At 65.9% G+C, this 21,466-nt stretch carries 17 protein-coding genes and 1 pseudogene; 11 read left to right on the top strand and 7 right to left on the bottom strand.

Annotation, left to right across the window (positions count from 1 at the left end; translation table 11 throughout):
* The first annotated feature begins 114 nt into the window (after positions 1-114).
* On the top strand, positions 115-2,577 hold the full coding sequence (locus AB8Z38_RS21905) for an adenylate/guanylate cyclase domain-containing protein (RefSeq protein WP_369719884.1): 2,463 nt from the start codon (positions 115-117) through the stop codon (positions 2,575-2,577).
* 312 nt (positions 2,578-2,889) lie between these two features.
* Here AB8Z38_RS21905 and AB8Z38_RS21910 read toward each other — a convergent pair whose 3' ends face one another.
* The 3 genes from AB8Z38_RS21910 to AB8Z38_RS21920 form a co-directional block, all read right to left on the bottom strand.
* Positions 2,890-4,170, bottom strand: a complete 1,281-nt coding sequence (locus tag AB8Z38_RS21910; RefSeq protein WP_369719885.1) for a Spy/CpxP family protein refolding chaperone — start codon at positions 4,168-4,170, stop codon at positions 2,890-2,892.
* A 386-nt stretch (positions 4,171-4,556) separates the two neighbouring features.
* Positions 4,557-5,591: a LysM peptidoglycan-binding domain-containing protein gene (locus tag AB8Z38_RS21915; RefSeq protein ID WP_369719886.1), complete on the bottom strand. Its 1,035-nt coding sequence runs from the start codon at positions 5,589-5,591 to the stop codon at positions 4,557-4,559.
* A gap of 33 nt (positions 5,592-5,624) precedes the next feature.
* On the bottom strand, positions 5,625-5,813 hold the full coding sequence (locus AB8Z38_RS21920; protein WP_369719887.1) for a hypothetical protein: 189 nt from the start codon (positions 5,811-5,813) through the stop codon (positions 5,625-5,627).
* Here AB8Z38_RS21920 and AB8Z38_RS21925 point away from each other — a divergent pair.
* The 4 genes from AB8Z38_RS21925 (at position 5,786) to AB8Z38_RS21940 (ending at position 10,316) form a co-directional block, all read left to right on the top strand.
* Positions 5,786-6,481, top strand: coding sequence for a hypothetical protein (locus tag AB8Z38_RS21925; protein WP_369719888.1), 696 nt, complete (start codon positions 5,786-5,788; stop codon positions 6,479-6,481). The genes AB8Z38_RS21920 and AB8Z38_RS21925 overlap by 28 nt on opposite strands.
* Positions 6,482-6,790: 309 nt before the next feature.
* Entirely contained in the window at positions 6,791-9,454 is a 2,664-nt protein-coding gene (locus AB8Z38_RS21930) for an EAL domain-containing protein (protein ID WP_369719889.1), read from the top strand.
* A gap of 192 nt (positions 9,455-9,646) precedes the next feature.
* Complete coding sequence (locus AB8Z38_RS21935) at positions 9,647-10,006, top strand: hypothetical protein (RefSeq protein WP_369719890.1); 360 nt, start codon at positions 9,647-9,649, stop codon at positions 10,004-10,006.
* A 49-nt stretch (positions 10,007-10,055) separates the two neighbouring features.
* The gene (locus AB8Z38_RS21940) at positions 10,056-10,316 is read left to right on the top strand and encodes a hypothetical protein (protein ID WP_369719891.1); all 261 of its coding nucleotides are present in this window, start codon (positions 10,056-10,058) and stop codon (positions 10,314-10,316) included.
* A gap of 148 nt (positions 10,317-10,464) precedes the next feature.
* Here AB8Z38_RS21940 and AB8Z38_RS21945 read toward each other — a convergent pair whose 3' ends face one another.
* The 3 genes from AB8Z38_RS21945 to AB8Z38_RS21955 form a co-directional block, all read right to left on the bottom strand.
* On the bottom strand, positions 10,465-12,564 hold the full coding sequence (locus tag AB8Z38_RS21945; RefSeq protein ID WP_369719892.1) for a methyl-accepting chemotaxis protein: 2,100 nt from the start codon (positions 12,562-12,564) through the stop codon (positions 10,465-10,467).
* 145 nt (positions 12,565-12,709) lie between these two features.
* Complete coding sequence (locus AB8Z38_RS21950) at positions 12,710-12,832, bottom strand: hypothetical protein (RefSeq protein WP_369719893.1); 123 nt, start codon at positions 12,830-12,832, stop codon at positions 12,710-12,712.
* Between the two features lie 125 nt (positions 12,833-12,957).
* Entirely contained in the window at positions 12,958-13,146 is a 189-nt protein-coding gene (locus AB8Z38_RS21955) for a hypothetical protein (RefSeq protein WP_369719894.1), read from the bottom strand.
* Between the two features lie 149 nt (positions 13,147-13,295).
* Here AB8Z38_RS21955 and AB8Z38_RS21960 point away from each other — a divergent pair, with 149 nt between their 5' ends.
* The 3 genes from AB8Z38_RS21960 to AB8Z38_RS21970 all read left to right on the top strand — a co-directional run bounded on the left by AB8Z38_RS21960 (position 13,296) and on the right by AB8Z38_RS21970 (position 15,970).
* Positions 13,296-13,433 (top strand): hypothetical protein, encoded by a 138-nt coding sequence (locus AB8Z38_RS21960; protein WP_369719895.1) that lies wholly within the window; start codon positions 13,296-13,298, stop codon positions 13,431-13,433.
* Positions 13,434-13,615: 182 nt separating this feature from the next.
* The gene (locus tag AB8Z38_RS21965) at positions 13,616-14,746 is read left to right on the top strand and encodes a lactonase family protein (protein ID WP_369719896.1); all 1,131 of its coding nucleotides are present in this window, start codon (positions 13,616-13,618) and stop codon (positions 14,744-14,746) included.
* A 330-nt stretch (positions 14,747-15,076) separates the two neighbouring features.
* Positions 15,077-15,970 (top strand): efflux RND transporter periplasmic adaptor subunit, encoded by an 894-nt coding sequence (locus AB8Z38_RS21970; protein ID WP_369719897.1) that lies wholly within the window; start codon positions 15,077-15,079, stop codon positions 15,968-15,970.
* Positions 15,971-16,220: 250 nt separating this feature from the next.
* Here the strand turns inward: AB8Z38_RS21970 and AB8Z38_RS21975 are convergent, their stop codons facing one another.
* Positions 16,221-17,087: a caspase domain-containing protein gene (locus AB8Z38_RS21975; RefSeq protein ID WP_369719898.1), complete on the bottom strand. Its 867-nt coding sequence runs from the start codon at positions 17,085-17,087 to the stop codon at positions 16,221-16,223.
* A gap of 400 nt (positions 17,088-17,487) precedes the next feature.
* On the opposite strand from AB8Z38_RS21975, the pseudogene AB8Z38_RS21980 reads away from it, so the two are divergent.
* From AB8Z38_RS21980 to AB8Z38_RS21990, 3 genes and pseudogenes are all read left to right on the top strand, one after another.
* Positions 17,488-19,214: pseudogene (locus tag AB8Z38_RS21980) on the top strand (hypothetical protein).
* 175 nt (positions 19,215-19,389) lie between these two features.
* The gene (locus AB8Z38_RS21985) at positions 19,390-20,130 is read left to right on the top strand and encodes a thermonuclease family protein (RefSeq protein ID WP_369719899.1); all 741 of its coding nucleotides are present in this window, start codon (positions 19,390-19,392) and stop codon (positions 20,128-20,130) included.
* Positions 20,131-20,236: 106 nt separating this feature from the next.
* The gene (locus AB8Z38_RS21990) at positions 20,237-21,424 is read left to right on the top strand and encodes an alanine--glyoxylate aminotransferase family protein (RefSeq protein WP_369719900.1); all 1,188 of its coding nucleotides are present in this window, start codon (positions 20,237-20,239) and stop codon (positions 21,422-21,424) included.
* Positions 21,425-21,466 lie beyond the last annotated feature (42 nt).

Raw genomic sequence — 21,466 nt, forward strand, 5'->3', positions numbered from 1 at the left:
TCACCGGTCCTGCGCCCGTCGCCTGGCAGTCCCTCGGCCTGAATTGTGATAGAAAGCTCCGAGGGCCCGTGCGGCCCGTAGCGCCGGCATGGCTGGCGGCGCGAGAGGATCCGGATGGCAGGAGCGAAAGACAAAAGCCGGTTTCTGCGCGAGGGCCTCTTCGCCAAATACGTCATCTCCCTCGTCGGCCTCGTCGTGTTCGTGCTCGCCGTCAACGGCGCGATGGAGACGTGGATCTCCTACCGTGCCACCAAGACGTCGCTGACCGACGCCCTCGAGGACAAGGCGCAGGCCGCCGCCCGGCGTATCGAGCAGTCGGTCTCCGAGCTCGAGCGCCAGATCAGCTGGGTGACGACGGCAAGCCGGGACACGATCGAGAAGCGCCGCGCCGACTACGTCCAGCTGCTGCAGCAAGTCGCTGTCGTCTCGCAATTGTATCAACTCAACGGCGACGGCCGCGAGGTGCTGCGCGTCTCGCGCCAGTCGACCACGACAGGCGGCAATGCCGACCTCTCGCGCGACATGCGCTTCACCGATACGGTCGCGCGCGGCGTGAGCTACTCGCCGGTCAGCTTCGTCGACCAAAAGCCGGGGATGTCGATCTCGGTGGCGCATTCCGGCTTCAAGGCCGGCGTCACCGTGGCCGAGATCGATCTCGATTTCCTCGCCGACTACCTCACCGATGCCCAGGTCGGGAAGGTGGCCTTCGCCTATGTCGTCGATGCGCGCGGCCGCGTAATCGCCACGTCGTCGAAGGGGCCCGATGTCGGCAAGGATTTGTCGAAGCTGCCGCAGGTCGCGGCGGCGATCGCCCCTGGCCGCGAGCCCGACACCACAGGCACCGACTTCAACGGCCATGCGGTGCTGTCAGCCGCGAGCACCGTGCCAAAGCTCGGCTGGAGCGTGCTGTTCGAGCAGCCGACCCTGCAGGCGCTGACGCCGATCCGCGACCAGGTCGTGCGCGTCGCACTGCTGATCGGCATCGGCCTGATGGTCGCGATCCTCGCCGGCACGCTGCTGGCGCGCCGCATGATCATCCCGATCACGGCGCTGCGCGACGGTGCGCACAAGCTCGGCGCGGGCGATTTCAGCCATCGCATCGACGTGCACACCGCCGACGAGCTGGAAGAGCTCGCCGACCAGTTCAACCGCATGGCCGGCCAGCTGCAGGAAACCTATTCGGACCTGGAGAGCAAGGTCGAGGAACGCACCCGCGATCTCGCGCAGTCGATCAACGAGCTCAAGGTGCTCGAAGAGGTCGGCCGCGCGGTCGCCGCTTCGCTTGATCTCAACGCGGTGCTGCCGACGATTGCCGCCCGCGCGCTCGAGATCAGCCATGCCGACGCGGTGCTGATCTACGGCTATGACGCCGAGACGCGCCGCTTCAACCTGGTCCAGGCCGACGGCATCGACAAATCGGCCGAGGGCGCGCATGTCACGATCGGCGAGGGCGACAGCATCCTGAGCGATGCCGCAATGAGCGGCGAGCCGATCGCGATCGCCGATCTCGATCATACCACCGAGCAGCCGCTGCGCGAGGTCGCGGTCAATGCCGGCTTCCATTCGGTGCTCGTGGTGCCGCTGCTCGACCAGCAGGGCACGCTCGGCTCGCTGGTGGTGCTGCGCCGCGCCAGCGGTGCGTTCGCGGGCAGCCTCACCGGGCTGATGCGCACCTTTGCCAACCAGGCGGTGCTGGCGATGCGCAACGCGCGGCTGTTTACCGAAGTCGACCACAAGGGCCGCGAGCTCGCCGCCGCGCACAACACCGTGCAGCAGCAGGCGGCCAAGCTCCAGGAGCAGACCGAGCAGCTCCGCAACTGGAATCGCTCGCTGGAAGAGCGCGTCGAAAAGCAGCTCGGCGAGATCGGCCGTATCAAGCGGCTCGAACGTTTCCTCGCGCCGCAGGTAGCGCAGCTGATCGCATCCTCCGACGGGCACGATGCGCTGCTCGACAGCCATCGCCGCGAGGTCACGGTGGTGTTCTGCGATTTGCGCGGCTTCACCTCCTTCACGGAGGCGACCGAGCCGGAAGAGGCGATGAACGTGCTGCGCGAATATCACGCGGCGCTCGGCGAGCTGATCCACCGCTATGAGGGCACGCTCGACCGCTTTGCCGGCGACGGCGTGATGATCCTGTTCAACGCGCCGATCCAATTCGCCGACCACACCAAGCGTGCGGTGAAGATGGCGGTGGAGATGCGCGACGTCATCGGCGCGCTGACCGAGAAATGGAAAAACCGCGGCCATTCGCTCGGCTTCGGCGTCGGCGTCGCCATGGGCTATGCCACGCTCGGCCAGATCGGCTTCGAGCAGCGGCTGGAATATGCCGCGATCGGCAGCGTCACCAACCTCTCCTCGCGGCTGTGCGACGAAGCCAAGGCCGGCCAGGTCGTGGTCAGCCGCCGCGTCTACGGCATGGTCGAGGCTTTCGTCGAAGCCCGCGCGCTCGACGACCTCGTGCTCAAGGGCTTCAACCATCCCGTGCTGGCGATGGAGATTTTGAGCTGGCGCGAGGAGGCGGGGACTGTGGTGGACGCGTCCGCGGCACGGCGGAGAGGTAGCGCAGCCGAGCGCTAATCGCTCCGCCGTCATGCCCCGGCTCGACCGGGGCATCCAGTACGCCGCAGCCTCTCGATTAAACCCGACCGCCTCTGGAATACTGGATTGCCCGCTTTCGCGGGCAATGACGGCCATCGACAACAAAAAAATCGAAAACAACCCCATGCACAGTAGGCGGGGGCTGTTGGATCAATGGGTTACGCGGGTGTCCCAGCCGACGCTTTGACACGTCGGGCAAAACACTGGCAGAATGGCATCATCGGGCGGTCGTGACTCATCTGGTCTCATCTCGCGAAGACAGCTGAATGGATTGCGGACAGGCCCTCGCCCTCACGCCCCCCGCTTCGGCCCAATTGCCTCAAATCCTGCCTTCTGCTCGTCGCTGAGGCCGAACTCGAAATCGTCGAGTGCGTCGGCGACGCCGGCGACTGCTTGCAGCATCGTCTCAAGCCGCGCCTTCACTGCCGTGAGGCGGGCTTGTGGGGTTGGCGCAGGGCTCGACGGGCATGGGCTCAGCGACTGCATGGTGCGCAGCGTGGTGTCCTGGAGCACGTCGAGGCGGGCGCGGGCGGTGTCGTCGAGGTGCAAGCTTGTGGCGATCTCGTCGGCGGGCCATTGCTGCTGCACCAGCTGCTGGTATTGGCGCTGCGCCTGCTCGTCGTAGCGAGGGTCTTTGTCCGGTTGGCAGGCCGCAGTCGCCTGTGCGTCCTTGCGCTGGATTGAGGCGAGCGCGGCATGACGTTCGTTCGCCAGCGAATCGAGCTTCGCCTTTTGGCCATCATCGAGGAGACCTGTGAATTTCGTCAGCGGCGGGGCGAGCGCGTCCGTGGCCTTGATCATCGCGTCCAAGCGCGCCTGCATCACGCCGAGGCGCTCCGAGGCTGTTGCCGGCGCCTCTCTCGGGCAGGAGGCGCGAATGGTATCGCGCGCAGCGAGCCAGGCGCTTGCGAGCTCATCCAGCGCAGTGCGCTGCATTTCGTTCGGCTGCACGGCGGCGGCGATGCGCTCGACGGGCCGGCCGCCGGTGTCGGTGGCTTCGCAGACATTCTCGGCCGACGGAATCCGTCGCGCGCGGCGGCCGTGCGGCGCGGTGTAGGCGGCGAGCTCCGCCGCCGCATAGGGCGCGAAGATCGCGGCATAGATATCGCCATAGCCGTAAAGCGAGAGGCTGGTCGCATCACCGTAGATGATGGCGTTGGTGAGATCGTCATCCGCGAACGGCCAGAACACCGGGCCGACCCAGCCATAGCTGCCGTCGGGATGCCGCCACCAGCCCTGCGGACGACGGCCGCCATGCCAGCCCGACAGCGCGGCTCCCGCTGTGAGCACCGCACGCAGGACATAGGGATTGGCGAGCTGAGCACGCTCGGCGCCGCGGGGATCAATACGGGGGTCCTGCGACCGCAAGGCAGCCGAGCGGCTACGGCCGCCCCGCACCGCCATGCGGGCATGGCGCAGGCGCGACAGGCCGAGGACGTGGCCGACGGCGAAGCGCGCCACACCGAGCGGGCCGCCGCGGAATCCAAACTGGGCCTCGGCCGGGTTCGGCAGCAGCAGGGACATCATGAGCAGAACGCCGGCCAGTGCCGGTCCCGGGCGGGATCTCGACATGAGCATCGAACTGACCACTGAACTGGCCAATTCCTGGCCCTCCTCCAGCGCCACGCGCGCATTGCCTCGCAGGGACAAGACGCGCGAGGGAACTAAAGGTTCCCTGGCGCCGGCGGCCGAAGCGTCGCGGAACGCTGCCTTACCTCGCCCGCTTGCGGCAGGGCGACCGGATATGATGTGCACGATGCTGCGGGATCGGCACTGGGCTCCCTCTCCCGCTTGCGGGAGAGGGTTGGGGAGAGGGGTGTCTCCACATCGGGATTGTCGAGAATTTGCGGAGGATGTCCCTACGTGGTGAGAACCCTCACCCGCCGCGCTCGGGACGATGCTTCGCATCGCCCGGGGCGCGTCGGCCTCTCCCGCACGCGGGAGAGGCGGAGCAAGCCTCACTGCGCCTTGTGCGGCAGCACCAGGGTCTGACCGGGATAGATCAGATTGGGGTTGTGGATCTTGCCGCGGTTGGCGTTGAAGATCACCGCGTAGCGGGCGCCGTCGCCATAGGCGAGCCGGCTGAGAGTCCACAGGCTGTCGCCGCGGGAGATGACCTTGCTGCCGCCCTGCTCTGCCGGCGCAGGCGTAGCGCCGAACACTTCGGTGGGCGACGCCGATGCGACCGTCGCGCCGGCGGTCTCGCCTTGCGCCCTGGCCAAAGCCGTCGGTCGTGTCGGCTTCGCTGGTCCCATCATTCTGGGCCGCGCCCTCTCCGGCACCGAGGCGAGGTGCGATGCGGCTGGAGGCAAGGATGCCACGATGTCCGATTTGTCGTCCGGCTTGTCGCCCTGTTTCGTTTCCGGTTTGGCGATCGACGCAACACGCGCGGGCGGCGGCGCGGCTTCGGCGATCGTCACCGGCATGGTGCGGCCCGATTGCAGGACGGTGCCGTCCGGCGCCTTGGCGCGCAGGCTCAGCTCATAGCTGCCGGCGGGAAGCTTTGGCGGTGTCATCACGAACTGACCCGAGGCATCGGCCACCACGGTGTCGAGCGGCTGGCCGTCGCGCAGCAGCTCGACCTTCGCGCCCGGCGCGGCCTGTCCCGCGATCACCGCCGCCTCGCCGTGATCGTCGACGCGCGCGACGTCGAAACGCGGGCCGGAATCGGTTACAGCCGGCGGTGCCTTGACCGGGGCGAGATCGGCGAGCGCGGCCGTGACTTGCTTCTGGGTCTCGGCCAGCGCGGTTGGCGCCGGGGATGCGGGCGGCGCGGGCGGTGCAACAGCAGCGAGCTTCGGCTCTTCAGTCTTCAGTTCCGCTTTGGTCTCGGCTTTGGCCTCGGGTTTGATTGCAGGTCTGGCGGCGACGGCGATCTCGGTGTTCGCCCCGCCGGGCAGCAGGCGGCGCAGCTCGGTGGGGCCGATCACCAGCACGGTGCCGGCCAATGCGAGCACACAGAATGCAACGAAGGCCTTGGACGCGGTGATCATCAGACTTCAGCCCCGGTCGTAGAAAAACTTGGATCACAAATCAGCCCCGGCAAACTGCGCTGATTTGGCTGCCGCAGCAAGACCGATGCGCTGTTCGCGCCCCTGTTCCCGGATGCCGCGGATGAACCGGCGCGGCCCCATCGGCGACAAATCGCCGAGGCCGCATCGCGGCACATTTTTAAGGAATTTTTTCCGTGAACGCATTTTGCCGCGCTGCGCCATGGCTGGCGCTTGCCCTGACGCTGGCCTCTCCAGCGCTCGCCGCCTCCGGCCCGCCGCCGGGCTACATCCTCTCCGAGAATTCCGGTCTCGCCTTCACCTCGCCCGACGGCGCCACCAAGCTCGAGCAGTACATGAAGGATGGCGGCGACTGGGACGTCAAATGGCAGGTCTGGGCGCGGCACGGCGCGCAGATGACGGAGCTGAAGCCGGAGCAGGGCTACGGCGCCGGGTTCCGCTTCACCCCGGACTCGCAATGGCTGGTGCGGATGCAGAAGACCGGCTCGGGCGAGCAGGACCTCTATCTCTACCATGTCGAGAAGGGTGCCTTCGTGAACGCGATCAAGCGTTCGCTCAGCGATCTCGCCTGGGCTTATTTCTACGGCCGGCCGGAGACCAAGCGCTTTGCCAAGCTCGACTTCCACATCTCGGCCAATCTCGTCGAAGGCACGGAAGAGGCCTATCGCCAGCTCGGCGCGGAATGGCCCAACAACGGCTATCTCGTGATCTCGCTCGCCGGCGAGTATGACAAGCATCCGAAGAACGTCGCCTTGAAGGGACTGGGCGGCTGGACATGCCGCTATGATCTCGCGACCGGAAAGTTCGACGTGCCGGCGATGTTCGCCAAGCATAATGCGGAAGCGCTGACATGGGAGGTGAAGCGGCAGTGATGGGCTTCTCGCACCTGGCAGGTGCGAGCTTGCGCGACGCGCCCGGCCTGCATGGTTCGAGACGCCTGCTTTGGCGGGCTCCTCACCATGAGGGTCTGATAGCTCGCCGCAAAACGCGACCTCATCCTGAGGGCCCGCCGCAGGCGGGCGTCTCGAAGGAGGGCCGGCCGAGCGAGCACAACTCCACCGTGCGGATCAAAGTTGTGCACGCCAACCCTCTGATTTTGTTCCCATTCATACTTCCCTAACCTTTGCTGGTAACCCGGTCTTGTCAGTTTTGCTGCATCTTGCATTCCACGGGAGGGTTGGATGGGTGCATCAATTCGATGGACCGCGCGGATGCGCGCGGTGCTCCGGCGTTGGCAGAGCGCGCCGCTGATATGGCTGATCGTCGGCGGCTTCGTGCTGATGGCCGCGACCGCGATCGGCACTGCGCTCACCGTCGACCGCTTCCGCCAGAACGCCATCGAGAGCGGCCGCGATAGCCTCGAGAGCGCGGTCCGGCTGCTCGCCCGCCATTTCGACCGCGAGTTCGCGGATTTCGCGGTACTCCAGAAGAGCATCATCGCCGAGCTCGAAAGTCATGGCATCGAATCCGCCGATGTCTTCCGCAGCGAAATGGGCACGCTCGCCGTGCATGAAGTGCTGCGCGCCAAGGCGAGCGGCTGGTCCGACGTCGCCGGCGCCAATCTGTTCGATTCCAGCGGCGTGTTGATCAATTCGTCGCGGCGCTGGCCGGTCGCAGACATCTCCGTCGCCGACCGCGGCTATTTCAACCGGCTCAAGAACGACCCGGCATCGCAGGAAGAGATCGAGGTCGTGCCGGGCCGGTTCGGCGACGGTCAGGCGATCGTGTTCGCTCGCCGCGTGTCCGGGCCGCATGGCGAATTCCTCGGCATCGTTACGCGCGCGATCGCGCCCGAGCAGCTCGAATCATTCTTCGCCTCGTCAGGGCTCGGCGAGGACTCCTCGATCGCGATGCACCATCAGAACGGCCAGTTGCTCGGGCGCATTCCGCAGGTCGACGGCATGATCGGGAAGAATTACCGCACCGGCTCCCCAGAGCAAATGGCGGTGTTCGAGCGCACCTTCGTCACGACGGAGCTCGCCAGCCCGATCGACGGCAAGCAGCGCATCGTCGCCGCGCGCCTGCTGACCGTCGTGCCGCTGGTCATTGTCGCGACCAAGTCGCTGGACGCGACGCTCGCCACCTGGCGCACGCAGACGAAATTTTTCGTCACCGTGGCCGTGCTGTCGATCGGCCTGCTCGTGCTGACCCTGGTCCTGATCTTCCGGCAGATGACGCGACGGCTCTCGGTGGAGAAGCAGCGGCTCGACACCGCGCTCAACACCATGACGCAGGGCCTGCTGATGTTCGACCAGGACCAGCGGCTGATCGTCTGCAATCGCCGCTACACGGACATGTACCGGCTGTCTACCACGGTGGTGAAACCCGGCGTCCATTTCCGCGACGTGATCCAGCACCGGCACGACACTGGTTCGTTCGAGGGCGACGTCGATGCCTATTGCGATGCCGTCCTCGACGGCGTCGGCCGGATCCAGAGCAACATCGTGGAGACCGCCGACGGCCGCCTGATTGAAATCAAGAACCAGCCCGGGGCCGGCGGCGGCTGGCTCGCAACGCACGACGACGTCACCGAGCGCATTCGCTCCGACGAGCGCATCGCGCATATGGCGCATTACGACGCGCTCACCGATCTGCCCAACCGCGTGCTGATGCGCGGGCACCTGGAGCGCCGCGTGGCGGAGCTTGCCCAGGGCAAGCCGTTCGCGATCCTCTATATCGACGTCGACGAGTTCAAGGGCGTCAACGATTCGCTCGGCCACGAGGTCGGCGACGAGCTGTTGCGCCAGGTCGCGAACCGGCTGCGCGCCTGCGTCAGCGGCAACGATCTGGTGGCGCGGCTCGGTGGCGACGAATTCGCCATCGTCAAGGCCGGTACCTGCGACCAGGCCGAGCTGACCGCGCTCGCCGAGCAGATCCTCACGATGCTGCGCAGGCCGGTGGACTGCAAGGGCCAGGAGATCGCGACCGATGCCAGCATCGGCATCGCAATCGCGCCCGACCACGGCGACAATCTGGACGATTTGCTCAAGCGCGCCGATCTCGCAATGTATGCGGCGAAATCCGAAGGGCGCGGCACCTTCCGCATCTTCGTGCCCGAATACGACGCCAAGGCCCGGCTGCGCCGTCAGCTCGAGATCGACCTGAGGCTGGCGCTCGGCCGCGGCGAGTTCGAGGTGCACTACCAGCCGCTGGTCGACCTGGCGGCCAATGTCGTCACCGGCTGCGAGGCGCTGCTGCGCTGGCGCCATCCCGCGCGCGGCATGGTCTCGCCTGTGGACTTCATTCCGGTTGCGGAAGACACCGGCCTGATCAGCGAGATCGGCGAATGGGTCTTGAGGCAGGCCTGCACCGAGGCGGCCTCCTGGCCCGGCGATATCCACATCGCGGTCAACGTCTCGCCGGTGCAGTTCCGCTCCAGGACGCTGGCGCTGAAGGTCGCCGCCGCGCTTGCGGAATCAGGCCTCGCGCCGGGACGGCTGGAGCTCGAGATCACCGAAACCGTCCTGATCCGCGACGACGAGGAGGCGCTCACGGTGCTGCAGCAGCTGCGCGAGCTCGGCGTGCGCATCGCGCTCGACGATTTCGGCACCGGCTATTCGTCGCTGAGCTATCTGCACAGATTCCCGTTCGACAAGATCAAGATCGACCGCAGCTTCATCAGCGACATCGGCGAGCCCGAAGATTCCTCCCCCATCGTCCAGGCCGTGGTGCACATGGCCGCCGCCCGCCACATGGCGACGACGGCGGAAGGCGTCGAGACCGAAGCCCAGCGCGAGGTGCTGCGGAAGCTCGGATGCAGCCAGATGCAGGGCTGGCTGTTCAGCCCGGCCGTGCCGGCGGCAAAACTGAAGCAATTACTGTCGAATCAGGCGGCGGCGGCCTGAAATCGGCTCCTTCGCCAGCAATGATCTGTCCGCAGCCTCCCCGAAAATAGGATCAAACGCCCCGGCCCGCGGTTATGGCCCTGCTGAGACGGCTGGAACCCGGCCGGCCGGCGGGTAGGCCAATCGCATCACGCGCATCGCGGACGCTTGCGTCTCGCGCGTTGCGCGCATGCGCAGATCGAGCGAGGCGGCATGGCAATGTTGTGTTTGCGAATGATTCTTGTTGCTGCGGCGATGGCCCTGATCGGCGCGCCCGCGGACGCACGCGACGACGGGCGCTTCGCGAACTCTCCCCTCAAGGGCTGGTTCGAGAGCCTGCACAGCAAGGGCGGCGGGCCCTGTTGCGCGGACGCCGATGGCACCGCGCTGGACGATGTCGATTGGGACACGAGCAACGGGCATTATCGGGTCCGGCTCCAGGGTGAGTGGATCCAGGTGCCCGACGACACCGTGATCACCGAGCCGAACCGCGTCGGCCGCACCATCGTCTGGCCTTACTACGTCAACGGTCGCGCCCTGATCCGCTGCTTCATGCCGGGCAGCATGACGTGAGGTCACGAGCCGACCTTGCATTCGCGCAGCCGTTCCATATCTCATCGCCATGATGAAGCTCACACTTGTTCAGGACCAGGCGATACAGGCGCTGATGGCAGGCGTCGTCGGCGCCGAGACGTTCGACCGGCTGTTCGCCGGCATCCGCTTCGATAGGGTCGACGGCACGATGCTCTATGCGTTCGCCAAAGACGAGGCGATCGCGTCCGACATCGAGGACAGCTACTCGCCTTACATCGCCGCTGTGGCGTCGCAGATCCTGGACAAGCAGGTCGATATCGTCGTCGTGATGCCGAAGGTGCTGCAATAGGACGACGCGCGGGAATCGCCGCGACGAAGATTTCGTAGGGTGGGCAAAGGCGCGCTCTTCGCGCGCCGTGCCCACCATCATTCAGCGTTCGTGGTGAGAATGGTGGGCACGCCGCGCTTTGCCCACCCTACGGAACTACGGATTCGACTCAAGCCGCCCTGAGATCGCCGACGAAGCGGTCGACGTCGCGCTTGAGATCATCCGACAGGCGCGCCAGCATCTTGGCCGAGTCCAGCACTTCGCCGGCGGCCGCACCGGTCTGCCCAGCGGCGTCCGACACCCCCGAGATGTGGCGCGAGACTTCGTTGGTGCCTTGCGAGGCCTGCTGCACGTTGCGGGCGATCTCGCGTGTCGCGGCGCCCTGCTCCTCGACGGCGGCCGCGATCGCAGCCGCAATCTCGTTGACCCGCTGGATGGTGGTGCCGATCGACTGGATCGCGGTCACCGACAGCCGCGTCGCGCCCTGGATCGCCGCGACCTGGCCGGTGATCTCCTCGGTCGCCTTGGCGGTCTGCGTGGCGAGGTTCTTCACCTCGGAAGCGACCACCGCGAAGCCGCGGCCGGCGTCGCCGGCGCGCGCGGCCTCGATGGTGGCGTTGAGCGCGAGCAGATTGGTCTGCTCGGCAATCCCTGTGATCAGCGCAACGACGTCGCCGATGCGCTGCGCGGCATCGGCGAGCGCCTGCACCTCGGCATTGGTGCGATCGGCTTCGCTGGCCGCGGCGCCGGCAATGCTGGAGGATTCCGCGACCTGGCGGCTGATCTCGCTGATTGAGGCCGAGAGCTGTTCCGTCGCCGCCGCAACCGTCTGCACGTTGGACGAGGCATCGCCCGACAGGCTCGCGACCGAAGCCGCCTTGGACGAGCCCTGCTCGGCGGTCGACGACATCGATTGCGCGGTGGCGTTCAGCTCACCGGAGGCCGAGGCGAGCGTTTGCAGCGATTCCGTGACCGTCTTCTCGAACTGCTGGATCAGCCCGTCGACGGCGAGCTGGCGGCGTTCCTTGCGCCCCTGCTCTGCCGCCTGTTCCTGGGCGAGGCGATCGCCGGTGATCATGTTCTCCCTGAACACGGACACCGCGCGCGACATTTCCCCGATCTCGTCGCCGCGCTCAATGCCTGCGAGCTCGATCGCGTAATCGTTCTCGGCCAGCGAACGCATCGCCTGCGTCAGCTTGCGGATCGGCGCGCTGACGCGGCGATGCACCAGGATGAATCCAAAGATCGTGATGGCGAGCGCGACGAGCATCATCACGCCGTTGAGCGCCAGGCTCCATTTCGCCGAAACCATCTGCTGCCCGGCGCGCGCGACCATTTCGGCCAGCGCGGCCTGGCCGGCCTCGACGCTGGAGTTGAGGATGGCGGTGTTGAGCTTGGAGAGATCCTCGACCTTGATGTCGATGGTCTGGTTGTTGCTCAGCGCCTTGATGAAGCCCTGCTGCCGCTCGGTCATGGCGGCGGCCTCGCCCTGCTTCGAGCGCGCGACCACGTCGGTGAGGCTGGCGGGCGCATCAGCGCGGCCGGCGGCGTCCAGCACCTGGCTCCAGGCCTGCTTGGCGCGGCCGGTATCCTCGGCGGCACCGACGATGTCGGCGGCGCTCCAGGGTTTGACGCTGGCGGCTGCTGCTTCGAGGCGGATGGCGACCAGGCCGCCGAAACTGCGCGCGGCCCAGGCCGACTGCTTGATGCCGAGGAGATGATCGACCACGGGATCGGTGAGCTTGAGCGCGTTCTCGATCTCGGCGGTCAGCGCCAGGATCGCATCGAGATAATCCTGCGCGGCTTTGCGGAACTCGTCACCCACCTTGGCGTCACGCTCGGCTTTGGCCTGATGGATCACGGCTTCCGCCTTGGTCCGCAGCGGCATCAGCACATCATGGATCGCGACGAGCTTGCTTGACGCGGCGGCAACACCCGAATTCGACACGCCGTCGAGCTGCTCGAGCACATTCTTGTAAGCCGCCTCCGACAATTGCCGGTTGGTGGCGATGCGGGTGTCGGCATTGGCATTGGCGGGCCCCTCCGCGACCAGCGCCGACAGAAAGGTGCCGCGCTCCAGCCGGAAGCCGAGCAGGGTCGCGAACAGCTGCTGGTCGGTGCTGGCGAAGCGATCGAGCTTCTGCGCGGCGCCGTTGCGCGCGACCGCACCCAGAAGTCCGGTTGCGAGCTGCCCGATCAGGAACAGGCCCAGGACACCGATGATGGCGCCGAGAACCGAGCGGATCGAGGGATTGCCGAATAATGCCATGGGGGAGCGCCGGATCAGTGAAAAGATGCCGAAAACTACCGGCCGGCTCCTAAGATTCGGTTCACCAAACGCGTCTGCGCCCGCAGCTTGTGCGGGCCGGACTCAGTTGAACTACGGAGGTGGAGGGCTCAGGTGCCGTGGACGTTCATTTCGGCTGCCGCGCCGCCTGGATCTCGGCGAACTCGGCGTCGGGATGCGTGACGATGGTGGTGAACATGATTCCGCTGATGATGAGCGACCAGGCGGTGTCCCAATAAATCCAAAACACGTGCCAGCCTCCGTTTTGCCGTCCTCGGCCCGCGAGACCGGGATAACGGCGGGACGTGACTGCCGTTCCAGAACGGTCGTTCCGCCGGGACCACCGCCGCGAGAATGAGCCAGCGAATCGCAGCGCTACTTGGTGTTGGTCGGCCGAACCTTGCGATCGGTTTGACCGGTGTGGCGCTTTGCCACGACATCTTCATCCTGCGCGCCGCCTTTATCCTGCGGGCGCGGGCGCGGCGGCAGCTTGGGTTGGCCGGCCTGGCCACCGTGCTTGCCGCCCATGTCGGGCTTACCTTCAAGATCGTTTTCACGCGGCATGCCGGGTCAATGCATTCACCCGGCAATGGTTCGCAATTGGCTTACGCGTGGTTCGCCTGTGAGGGAGTTCATAGGAACGCCGCCTTTTGCAGTGCACGATGGGTCGCGTGCGCTCCGGCGCATCGAACTTTCGACGGACGATTTGGCTGATGCGCAAACGACTAGTCGCCTGGACCATCCTGACCTCGGCGCTGCTGGCAGTCGCGGTGTGGACCGTGCTTGGGCCGCCCGAACATCAGGCCGGCCCGCACCTGCCCTCCCGCGACCTGACCGCGGCGGCGCGGTAGATTCCTGTTTTGACGCGTTTTCTTGACGCGAAGCGGCATCCGCTTCGCTCGAAAACGCTTCGGACGTCCAACGATGCGATTTCAGCATCGATCGATCCCAATTGGATTTTGGTGTGAGGCGGGGCCTGCCGCTATCCTCTGCGGCAAAACGACAATGCCGCACCGGCTCGAGGAGGACGTCCATGCCCAAACCGACACGACGCATCGCATCCAGCGCGATCGCGACCACTCTTTTCACCTTCCTTGCTCTCATCGCTGGAGACCGTGCCGGCATGGCCGAAACCTTCGCCTATGTCGGCAATGCCGACAGCAACGACATCAGCGTTTTCAAGATCGCCGAGAGCGGCGAGATGACACCGGTGCAGACCGCCGCCTTCACGGGCGCCGGGAAGCCGGGATCCTCGACGCCGCTCGCGATCACGCCCGACCACCGCGTGCTGATCGCCGGCGTTCGTTCGCAGCCGTTCGTCGCGGTGAGCTTTGCGATCGATCCCAAAACCGGCCGGCTGAGCCATATCGGCAACGGACCGCTCGCCGACAGCATGGCCAACATCGCAATCGACCGCAGCGGCAAATTCCTGTTCAGCGCGTCATACGGCGGCAACAAGGTCGCGCTGAATCCGCTGCTCGCCAACGGTGTCGTTGGCGAGCCGAAGCAGGTGATCCCGACCGGGCTGAACGCGCACGCCTTCCTGCCCTCGCCCGACAACCGGTTCGCGTTCGCAACCAATCTCGGCTCCGACCAGGTGCTGAGCTTTGCATTCGATGCCAGCACCGGCGAGCTGACGCCGAGCGATCCGCCGATTCACAAGGTGCCGGAAAAATCAGGACCGCGGCACTTCGTGTTTCATCCGAACGGCAAGTTCGTCTATCTCATCCACGAGCTGAACGCCGACGTCGCGGTGTTTGCCTATGAAGCCAAGAGCGGCGCGTGGGACGAGATCCAGCGGACCACTGCGCTGCCGGAAGGATTTACAGGTAAGGACTCTGACAAGAAGCCCTGGGCCGCCGACATCCACATCACCCCGGACGGCCGCTTCCTCTACGCCTCCGAGCGCACCACCAACACCCTCACCGCCTACAAGGTCGATGCGACCAGCGGCAAGCTGACCACGATCGGCAGCGTGCCGACCGAGAAGCAGCCGCGCGGCTTCAACATCGATCCATCCGGCCGCTTCCTTGCCGCCGTCGGCGAACTGTCCGACGGCATCAGCGTCTATGCGATCGACCAGAGCAGCGGCGCGCTCGCCAAGCTGAAATCCTATGCCACCGGCAAGAAGCCGAACTGGGTGGAGTTCGTTAGCCTGCCGTGAAGCGGGTCTCCCTGGAAGACCATCGCAGTTGAACATTCACCAGAGGTCGTCATGCCCGGGCTTATCCCGGGCATCTACGTTCTCTCGGCTGCCAAGAAAGGCCGTGGATGGCCGGGACAGGCCCGGCCATGACGCTGTGGACGCTTCAAAGCCCTCGAAGCACTCACGTCACATGCTGGGCAAGGGACCGCGAACCTCCGCTCCATTTCCGCGACTAATTCACCAGGCGGCATCGCGCAGCCTGCGCTGCTGCCGCGTCTGCGGCCCCTCGCGCCCATGGCCGGCCGCTGCGGCTTCTGCTATCGATGAGGCCGTCACGGCCCAACCGGAATGACCGATGCGTCCATCGCCTGCGCGTTTCCTGTCCCAGGTCTCGTTGCGTTAGCCGGACTGGTGCTGCTGGCGGCGCAGCCGGCGCTTGCTGCCGACGACGACGCGCCCAAGGGCCCGGCGGTCACAGTGCTGAAGGCGGCAAAGTCGTGCTTCTCCGACATCGTCGAGGCCACCGGCTCGATCATCGCGCGCGAGGAGACCTCGGTGCGGCCCGAGCGTCCGGGGCTGAAGATCACGGAGGTGCTGGCGGAAGCCGGCGAGACCACCACGGCCGGCCAGGTTCTGGCGCGGCTGGCGCTGCCCGAAGGCGGTACGCTCCAGGTCACGGCACCCGTGGCTGGCGTGATCGCGACGTCGACGGCGCAGATCGGCGCGCCGGCCTCGGCCAAGGGCGAGGCGCTGTTCACGATCGTGGCGCGCAGCGAATACGATCTCGTCGGCCTGGTGGCGACAAACGACGTGAGGAAGCTCGCGGTCAACCAGCCGGCCACCGTGCGCATCGCCGGCATCGGCGATATCGACGGCAAGGTGCGCCGCATCGGCCCGACGGTCGAGCCCAACATCCAGCAGGGCATGGTCTATATCGGCATCTCGTCGCAGCGCAGGCTGCTGCTCAATGCGAGCGGGCGCGCGCTGATCAAGACCGGCCAGAGCTGCAACGTCGCGGTGCCGCTGACCGCCGTGCAATATTCGTCCGCCGGCACCGTGGTGCAGGTGATCCGCCGCAACCGCGTCGAGACCAAGCGCGTCGAGATCGGGTTGATGTCGGGCGGCAATATCGAGGTCCGTGACGGACTCAACGAAGGCGACATCGTCGTCGCCCGCGCCGGCGCATTGTTGCGCGAAGGCGATCCCGTGCGCCCGGCCATGGCCGCGGAGGCGGCGAAGTAGGATGGGCCCTATCGTCATTGCGAGGAGCGAAGCGACGAAGCAATCAGAATCTTTCCACGGAGGAGGTCTGGACTGCAATGACGATGTGGGTGTGCAGGTGTGCGCCAAGCACGCGATATCGTAGGGTGGGCAAAGCGCAGCGTGCCCACGTCTTTCTTTTCTATGCCTGAAAAGACGGTGGGCACGGCGCTTTGCGCCTTTGCCCACCCTACGAGAGTTCGCTGCGAGAGCTCGCGGGGCTTAAGAAAAACTAGCTGCCGGCTTCGCTGAGGTTGACGTCTTCGAGCAGCGAGGAGGAGACGGCCGGGACCTGGTCGCCTTCGGAGGCGCGGGAGACGGCGACGCGGGTCTTGTTGAAGATGCTTTCGGCGCTGCCCTGCGCATTGAGGTTGGCCAGGAGCTCGCTGACCAGCGTGCTGTGCTCGCCCTTGCCGTCGTCGGCGACCTTGCCGGGCGAGGCGGAGGACAGGATCAGCGCGTTGTCGGGCGTGCCGATCGGCGCCAGGCCGTGCGAATAGGAGCGGAAGCGGCGCTCATAGGGATTGCGGCGGGACGCGTCGACCACGACGAGCTTGGCCTTGGCGCCCTGCTCCTTCATCATCTCGAGCACGCCGTCGATGGAGACGCCCTGGCGACGGACGTCGCTCTCCTTCCAGATCACGGCATCGACCGGCAGCATGTAGCTTTCGCGACCGGCCTGCACGCCGTAACCGCCGAAGAACAGCATGACGACGCTGTCGCGCTTGATCCGGGACTTCAGGCGGCTGATCGCACGCGCCATGTCGTCCTTGCTGGCGTCTTCCACCATGTCGACGTCAAAGCCGTTCTTGCGCAGGGTCGAGGACAGCGCGCGGGCGTCGTTGATCGACTGCGTGAGCGGCGCGTTGGCGTCGGGATAATGGCCGTTGCCGATGACGAGCGCGAGGCGCGAGGTCTGGCCCAGCGAACCGCTGATTTGATCGGTCGGGACGGCCTTGGCGGCATCGAGCGAGCGCATGTTGAGAGCAGCATGGGCGCCGATCGCCAGCGACACCGTGCCGATGAGGGCTGCGGCGACTGCAATCGTGCGTCGCGAGAGATCGAGCTGCCTACATTCATCTCGGTTCGTTCCTGTCATTACCAAAAACCACCCAAGGCGCGCACATGTTAAGTAGCGCGATAGCGGCTTTGGGTTTGAGGATTGGCCGGGGGTGTGCCCCCGAATTGCGCGCAATTTGCGGCGCCGCACCAAACAAACCCTTAACCGGATATCGCCCCGGCGGCAATAGATCGCCGAAATTTTGAGCTAAGTCGCTGAAGAGATTGGTTAATTCACCAGTCCCAAAGTCTCCATTTTCGGCGCCCCCGTAGCCTTCCGGAGCCCTGTCATGCAGCCCTCGTGCCGCGTTTTTCCGTGACTTACATCACATTTGTATTTCCTGCAGATCCGGGTAGCTTTTTCAACGACTTGCAGGGGGTGGCACGCCGATGGGGGCGTCCCGGCCGGCTCCGGGCAAGGCCCCGCGACCAGGTATTTCATGAGCTTTCATTATTTCGCAGGTGCCGCGTGCCGGGCGCTGACGGCGCGGAAAGACGGCCCCTCACTTTATGAGGTCTGCGATCCCGTGTTGTCGGGACAAGCCAGCGGCGATCCGCATCTGGCCAAATTCTACAAGACCGCGCTCGGCAATCCCGCATTGCGAATGCTGCTCCGCCGCGCCGGTCTGCCCGAGCTGCGCGACGAGACCAGACTGACCCGGCTGCGCGAGGCGATCGCCCGCGCTCGCGATGATGCCGAGCCTGATTGGGCGGCGGTCGGTCAGCCCGTTGCCGATCTCGTCGACACCATCGCGCTCGATCATCCCAAGCCGCCGCCGGCGATGTTCGCCGGCAGCATGCCGGCGCCAGCGCAGATCGACGGCGTGATCCGGGACTGCGCGCAGCATCTGCTGGGCTCGTACCGCAAGAACGGTTTTCTGCCGACCTATGCTGCCTTCAACCTGATCGGCGATCCCGACCTGCGCGGGCGTGAGCTGATCATGGCACTGACCGGCCTGAACGCGCGCGGCTACAAGAATTCCTCGCTGCTGTTCAACCTGGCGCGAGTCTTCATCGCACGCTCACCGGCGCGCGCCGTGGTCAATCCGCCCTGGACCGGCATCGCCGAGCCGATGTGGGAGCCGGTGCAGATCCGCCACCGCTCGGCCTATTACGACGCGTTCTTCATCGAGGCGCTGCTCGGCTATTTCGAGACCGGGCTCGCTTCGCCCACCGAGGCGATAGCGGCCAAGCGCGCGGTCGCCGACATGGTCGATTTCTGCGTCAACACCAGCCGCGAGCAGGTCGAGGGCACCGACGGCGCCCGCTTCGACGTCATCACTGCGCTGGCGCCGGCGCCGCATCCGCGGTTTTCCGCTTCTTCGGCCAGATCAAGCAGGACCTCGGCTTCGGCGTCTACGTGCCGGATTGCGACACCACGGCGTGCTCGATCTCCGCCGCGACGCAGGCCGGCTGCACCGATCCGATCCTCGACCAGCCGCTGCTGGATTTCTACGCCGGCTATCAGGTGCGCGCCGGCGTCAACGAGCCGCGCGTGACGGTGCCGATCAACGACAATATCGACTACGAGGGTGGAGTAGCGACCTGGATCGACAATCTCCGGGGCGAGCGGCCCTATGGCAACGATCTCGATCCGACGCTTAATCTCGACATTCTGGAGGTGAGCTTTCGCAATCTCGCGCGCTGGAAGATTTTGGAGACGCCGGCGCGGCTTGCCACCGTGCATCGGATCATCGGCTTCCAGAAGCGGCTCGCCGCAAGCGGCGCCTTCGCCAATCCGCGCTCGCACATCTATTATTTGCCCGAACTCTACAGCGCCTATTTCGGCCGCTGCTATGCGGCTTTCCTGGCGCTGCCACTGGCGGCGCAGGCCGCGATCGACCCCGACGGCGATTTCGATCTCATCCGCCACCGCGTGCTGTCCTACGTCAAGGGCGAGCTGATGGCCGCGGAGATGAACGTGTTCGACGCGGCACTGGCCCTGATCGCACTCGGCCATCTCGGCGCCGACCCGCGCGCCTTCGCGCCGGCGCTGAACGTGATCGTCAATGCTGTCGGCGAAGGCGGCCGCCGCGGCCCGTTCCGCGCCTATGAATGGAACAAGATGAAGACGCCCACACGGATTCTGGTGGGCGGACCGGAGGTGACGTCGGCCTTCGTGCTGATGGCGCTGGCGGTGGCGAGAAAGGTGATGGCGCGGGGTTAGGTCTCGCGGGATTCTTCACCCTCCCCTGGAGGGTCCCCTCAAGGGAGGGTAAGTAACCTCCGCGCCACAATGACGGGAAGTTGACAGCCCGTCTGTCGGGCAGGCGCTGGCCGCGGGGACAAAAGCCGACCACAATTGGGGGCTTTATCGAGAGTTTCATCAGACGCGGACCGGCATGTTGCGAAAGTTCCTGATTGCGCTGTCTTTGCTCGCTTTGTCTTTCCCGGCCTCGCCGTCGCTGGCACAGGCCGCCGACATCACCGGCACCGCCAAGGTCCGTGACGGCGATTCCGTCCTGATCGGCAACACGCGGATCCGGCTCGGCGGCATCGACGCGCCTTCAGTCGACCAGCTCTGCCTCAACAACAAGGGCGAACGCTGGACCTGCGGCATCGCGGCCCGCGACGCGCTCGCGAAGTACACCGAAGGCAAGAATTGGGTTTGTCACGCGCGTTCGATCGACCGGCGCGGCCGCACGGTGGCGCGCTGCGAGGTCGGCGGCGAGGACATCCAGAAATGGCTGGCGCACAGCGGCTGGGCACTGGCTTACGCCCGCCTCTCCCACGATTATGATTCCGACGAAGCCGCCGCGCGCGAGGCAAAAGCCGGGATGTGGCAGGGCGCCTTCATCGCACCCTGGGACTGGCGCGTGCGCAACAAGAAGACGACCATATTGGGCGCCACCAAGCCATCGGAGGGGGCGCATTCCGTGCTGCTCGCCTCGGCCTCGGGGCCGGTCGCCCCCTCGCCGGACTGCACCATCAAGGGCAACGTCAACACCGCAGGCGAGTGCATCTATCACACCCCGACCAGCCGCTGGTACGCCCAGATCAAGATGAAGATCAGCAAGGGCACGCGCTGGTTCTGCTCGGTCGAGGAGGCGGAGGCCGCCGGCTGCCGCGAGACGAAGCGATAAGAGCCCCAGACCTGCGTTTTGCGCGCTTTTCTTGGATGCCCGCGCCGCGTAAAAGCGTCATGCGATGACCCTCCAGACCGTCTTCACGACATAAGGACAAACGAAAATGACCGTTCGCGCGGGCCGGGAATTTCTGGCCATCCCCGGGCCCACCACGATGCCCGATGCGGTGCTGCAGGCGATGCATCGTCCGGCGATCGACATCTACTCCAAGCAGATGACCGATCTGACCGAGAGCCTGCTCCGCGACATCTCGAACCTGTTTGCGACCAAGGGCAAATCCTACATCTACATCGCCAACGGTCACGGCGCCTGGGAAGCGGCGCTGAGCAACGTGCTGTCGCGCGGCGACAAGGTGCTGGTGCTGGAGAGCGGGCGGTTCGCGATCGGCTGGGGCCATGCGGCTTCGCTGATGGGCGCCGAGGTCGAGGTGCTCAAGGGCGACTGGCGCCGCGCGGTGCGGCCGCACGAGGTCGAGGAGCGGCTGCGCCGCGACAAGGAGCACACGATCAAGGCCGTCGTGGTCGTCCAGGTCGATACCGCCTCCGGCGTGCAGAACGATGTCGAGGCGATCGGCAAGGCGATCAAGGCGAGCGGCCATCCCGCGCTGTACATGGTCGACACCGTGGCTTCGCTCGGCTGCATGCCGTTCGACATGGACAAATGGGGCATCGACGTCGCGATGTCCGGCTCGCAGAAAGGCCTGATGACGCCGCCCGGTCTCGGCTTCGTTGCGGCGAACGCGCGCGCGCTCGAGGTGCACAAGAAGGCCAACATGAGCACGCCCTATTGGAGCTGGAGCGAGCGCGAGGGCACCGAGCACTATCGCAAATATGCCGGCACTGCGCCGGTGCATCTGTTGTTCGCGCTGCGCCAGGCGATCGATCTGTTGCACGAGGAAGGGCTGGAGAACGCCTTCCGCCGCCATAGCCTGCTCGGCGAAGCCGCGCGCCGTGCCGTCGGCGCATGGTCTGAAGGCCAGGTGCTCGGCTTCAATATCGCCGAGGCGAGCGAGCGCTCCAACACGGTCACCACCGTGACCATGAGTAACGGCCATGATCCGGCGGCACTGCAACGCTATTGCAAGGAGAAGTGCGGCGTGGTGCTCGGCACCGGCATCGGCGACCTCTCCGGCCAGGCCTTCCGCATCGCCCATATGGGCCACGTCAATGCACCGATGCTGCTCGGCACGTTAGGGGTGATCGAGGTCGGGTTGAATGCGCTGAAGATCCCGCACGGCAAGGGCGGACTCGAGGCGGCGGTGGCGTATCTGGGTGAGCAGGTCGCGGTGTAAGGCTTAGGCGCGCGCCCAACACTCCGCTGTCGTCCCGGCGAA

Source organism: Bradyrhizobium sp. LLZ17 (assembly GCF_041200145.1).
Taxonomy (GTDB): Bacteria; Pseudomonadota; Alphaproteobacteria; order Rhizobiales; family Xanthobacteraceae; genus Bradyrhizobium.

Excerpts from the sequence above, each read along its gene's own strand:
- AB8Z38_RS21910 (WP_369719885.1), bottom strand. The coding sequence starts at position 4,170 with ATGTCGAGATCCCGCCCGGGACCGGCACTGGCCGGCGTTCTGCTCATG.
- AB8Z38_RS21985 (WP_369719899.1), top strand. The coding sequence starts at position 19,390 with ATGTTGCGAAAGTTCCTGATTGCGCTGTCTTTGCTCGCTTTGTCTTTC.
- AB8Z38_RS21990 (WP_369719900.1), top strand. The coding sequence starts at position 20,237 with ATGACCGTTCGCGCGGGCCGGGAATTTCTGGCCATCCCCGGGCCCACC.
- AB8Z38_RS21975 (WP_369719898.1), bottom strand. The coding sequence starts at position 17,087 with ATGACAGGAACGAACCGAGATGAATGTAGGCAGCTCGATCTCTCGCGA.
- AB8Z38_RS21960 (WP_369719895.1), top strand. The coding sequence starts at position 13,296 with ATGCGCAAACGACTAGTCGCCTGGACCATCCTGACCTCGGCGCTGCTG.
- AB8Z38_RS21955 (WP_369719894.1), bottom strand. The coding sequence starts at position 13,146 with ATGCCGCGTGAAAACGATCTTGAAGGTAAGCCCGACATGGGCGGCAAG.
- AB8Z38_RS21945 (WP_369719892.1), bottom strand. The coding sequence starts at position 12,564 with ATGGCATTATTCGGCAATCCCTCGATCCGCTCGGTTCTCGGCGCCATC.
- AB8Z38_RS21940 (WP_369719891.1), top strand. The coding sequence starts at position 10,056 with ATGATGAAGCTCACACTTGTTCAGGACCAGGCGATACAGGCGCTGATG.
- AB8Z38_RS21970 (WP_369719897.1), top strand. The coding sequence starts at position 15,077 with ATGACCGATGCGTCCATCGCCTGCGCGTTTCCTGTCCCAGGTCTCGTT.
- AB8Z38_RS21905 (WP_369719884.1), top strand. The coding sequence starts at position 115 with ATGGCAGGAGCGAAAGACAAAAGCCGGTTTCTGCGCGAGGGCCTCTTC.
- AB8Z38_RS21965 (WP_369719896.1), top strand. The coding sequence starts at position 13,616 with ATGCCCAAACCGACACGACGCATCGCATCCAGCGCGATCGCGACCACT.
- AB8Z38_RS21930 (WP_369719889.1), top strand. The coding sequence starts at position 6,791 with ATGGGTGCATCAATTCGATGGACCGCGCGGATGCGCGCGGTGCTCCGG.
- AB8Z38_RS21920 (WP_369719887.1), bottom strand. The coding sequence starts at position 5,813 with ATGGCGCAGCGCGGCAAAATGCGTTCACGGAAAAAATTCCTTAAAAAT.
- AB8Z38_RS21935 (WP_369719890.1), top strand. The coding sequence starts at position 9,647 with ATGGCAATGTTGTGTTTGCGAATGATTCTTGTTGCTGCGGCGATGGCC.
- AB8Z38_RS21915 (WP_369719886.1), bottom strand. The coding sequence starts at position 5,591 with ATGATCACCGCGTCCAAGGCCTTCGTTGCATTCTGTGTGCTCGCATTG.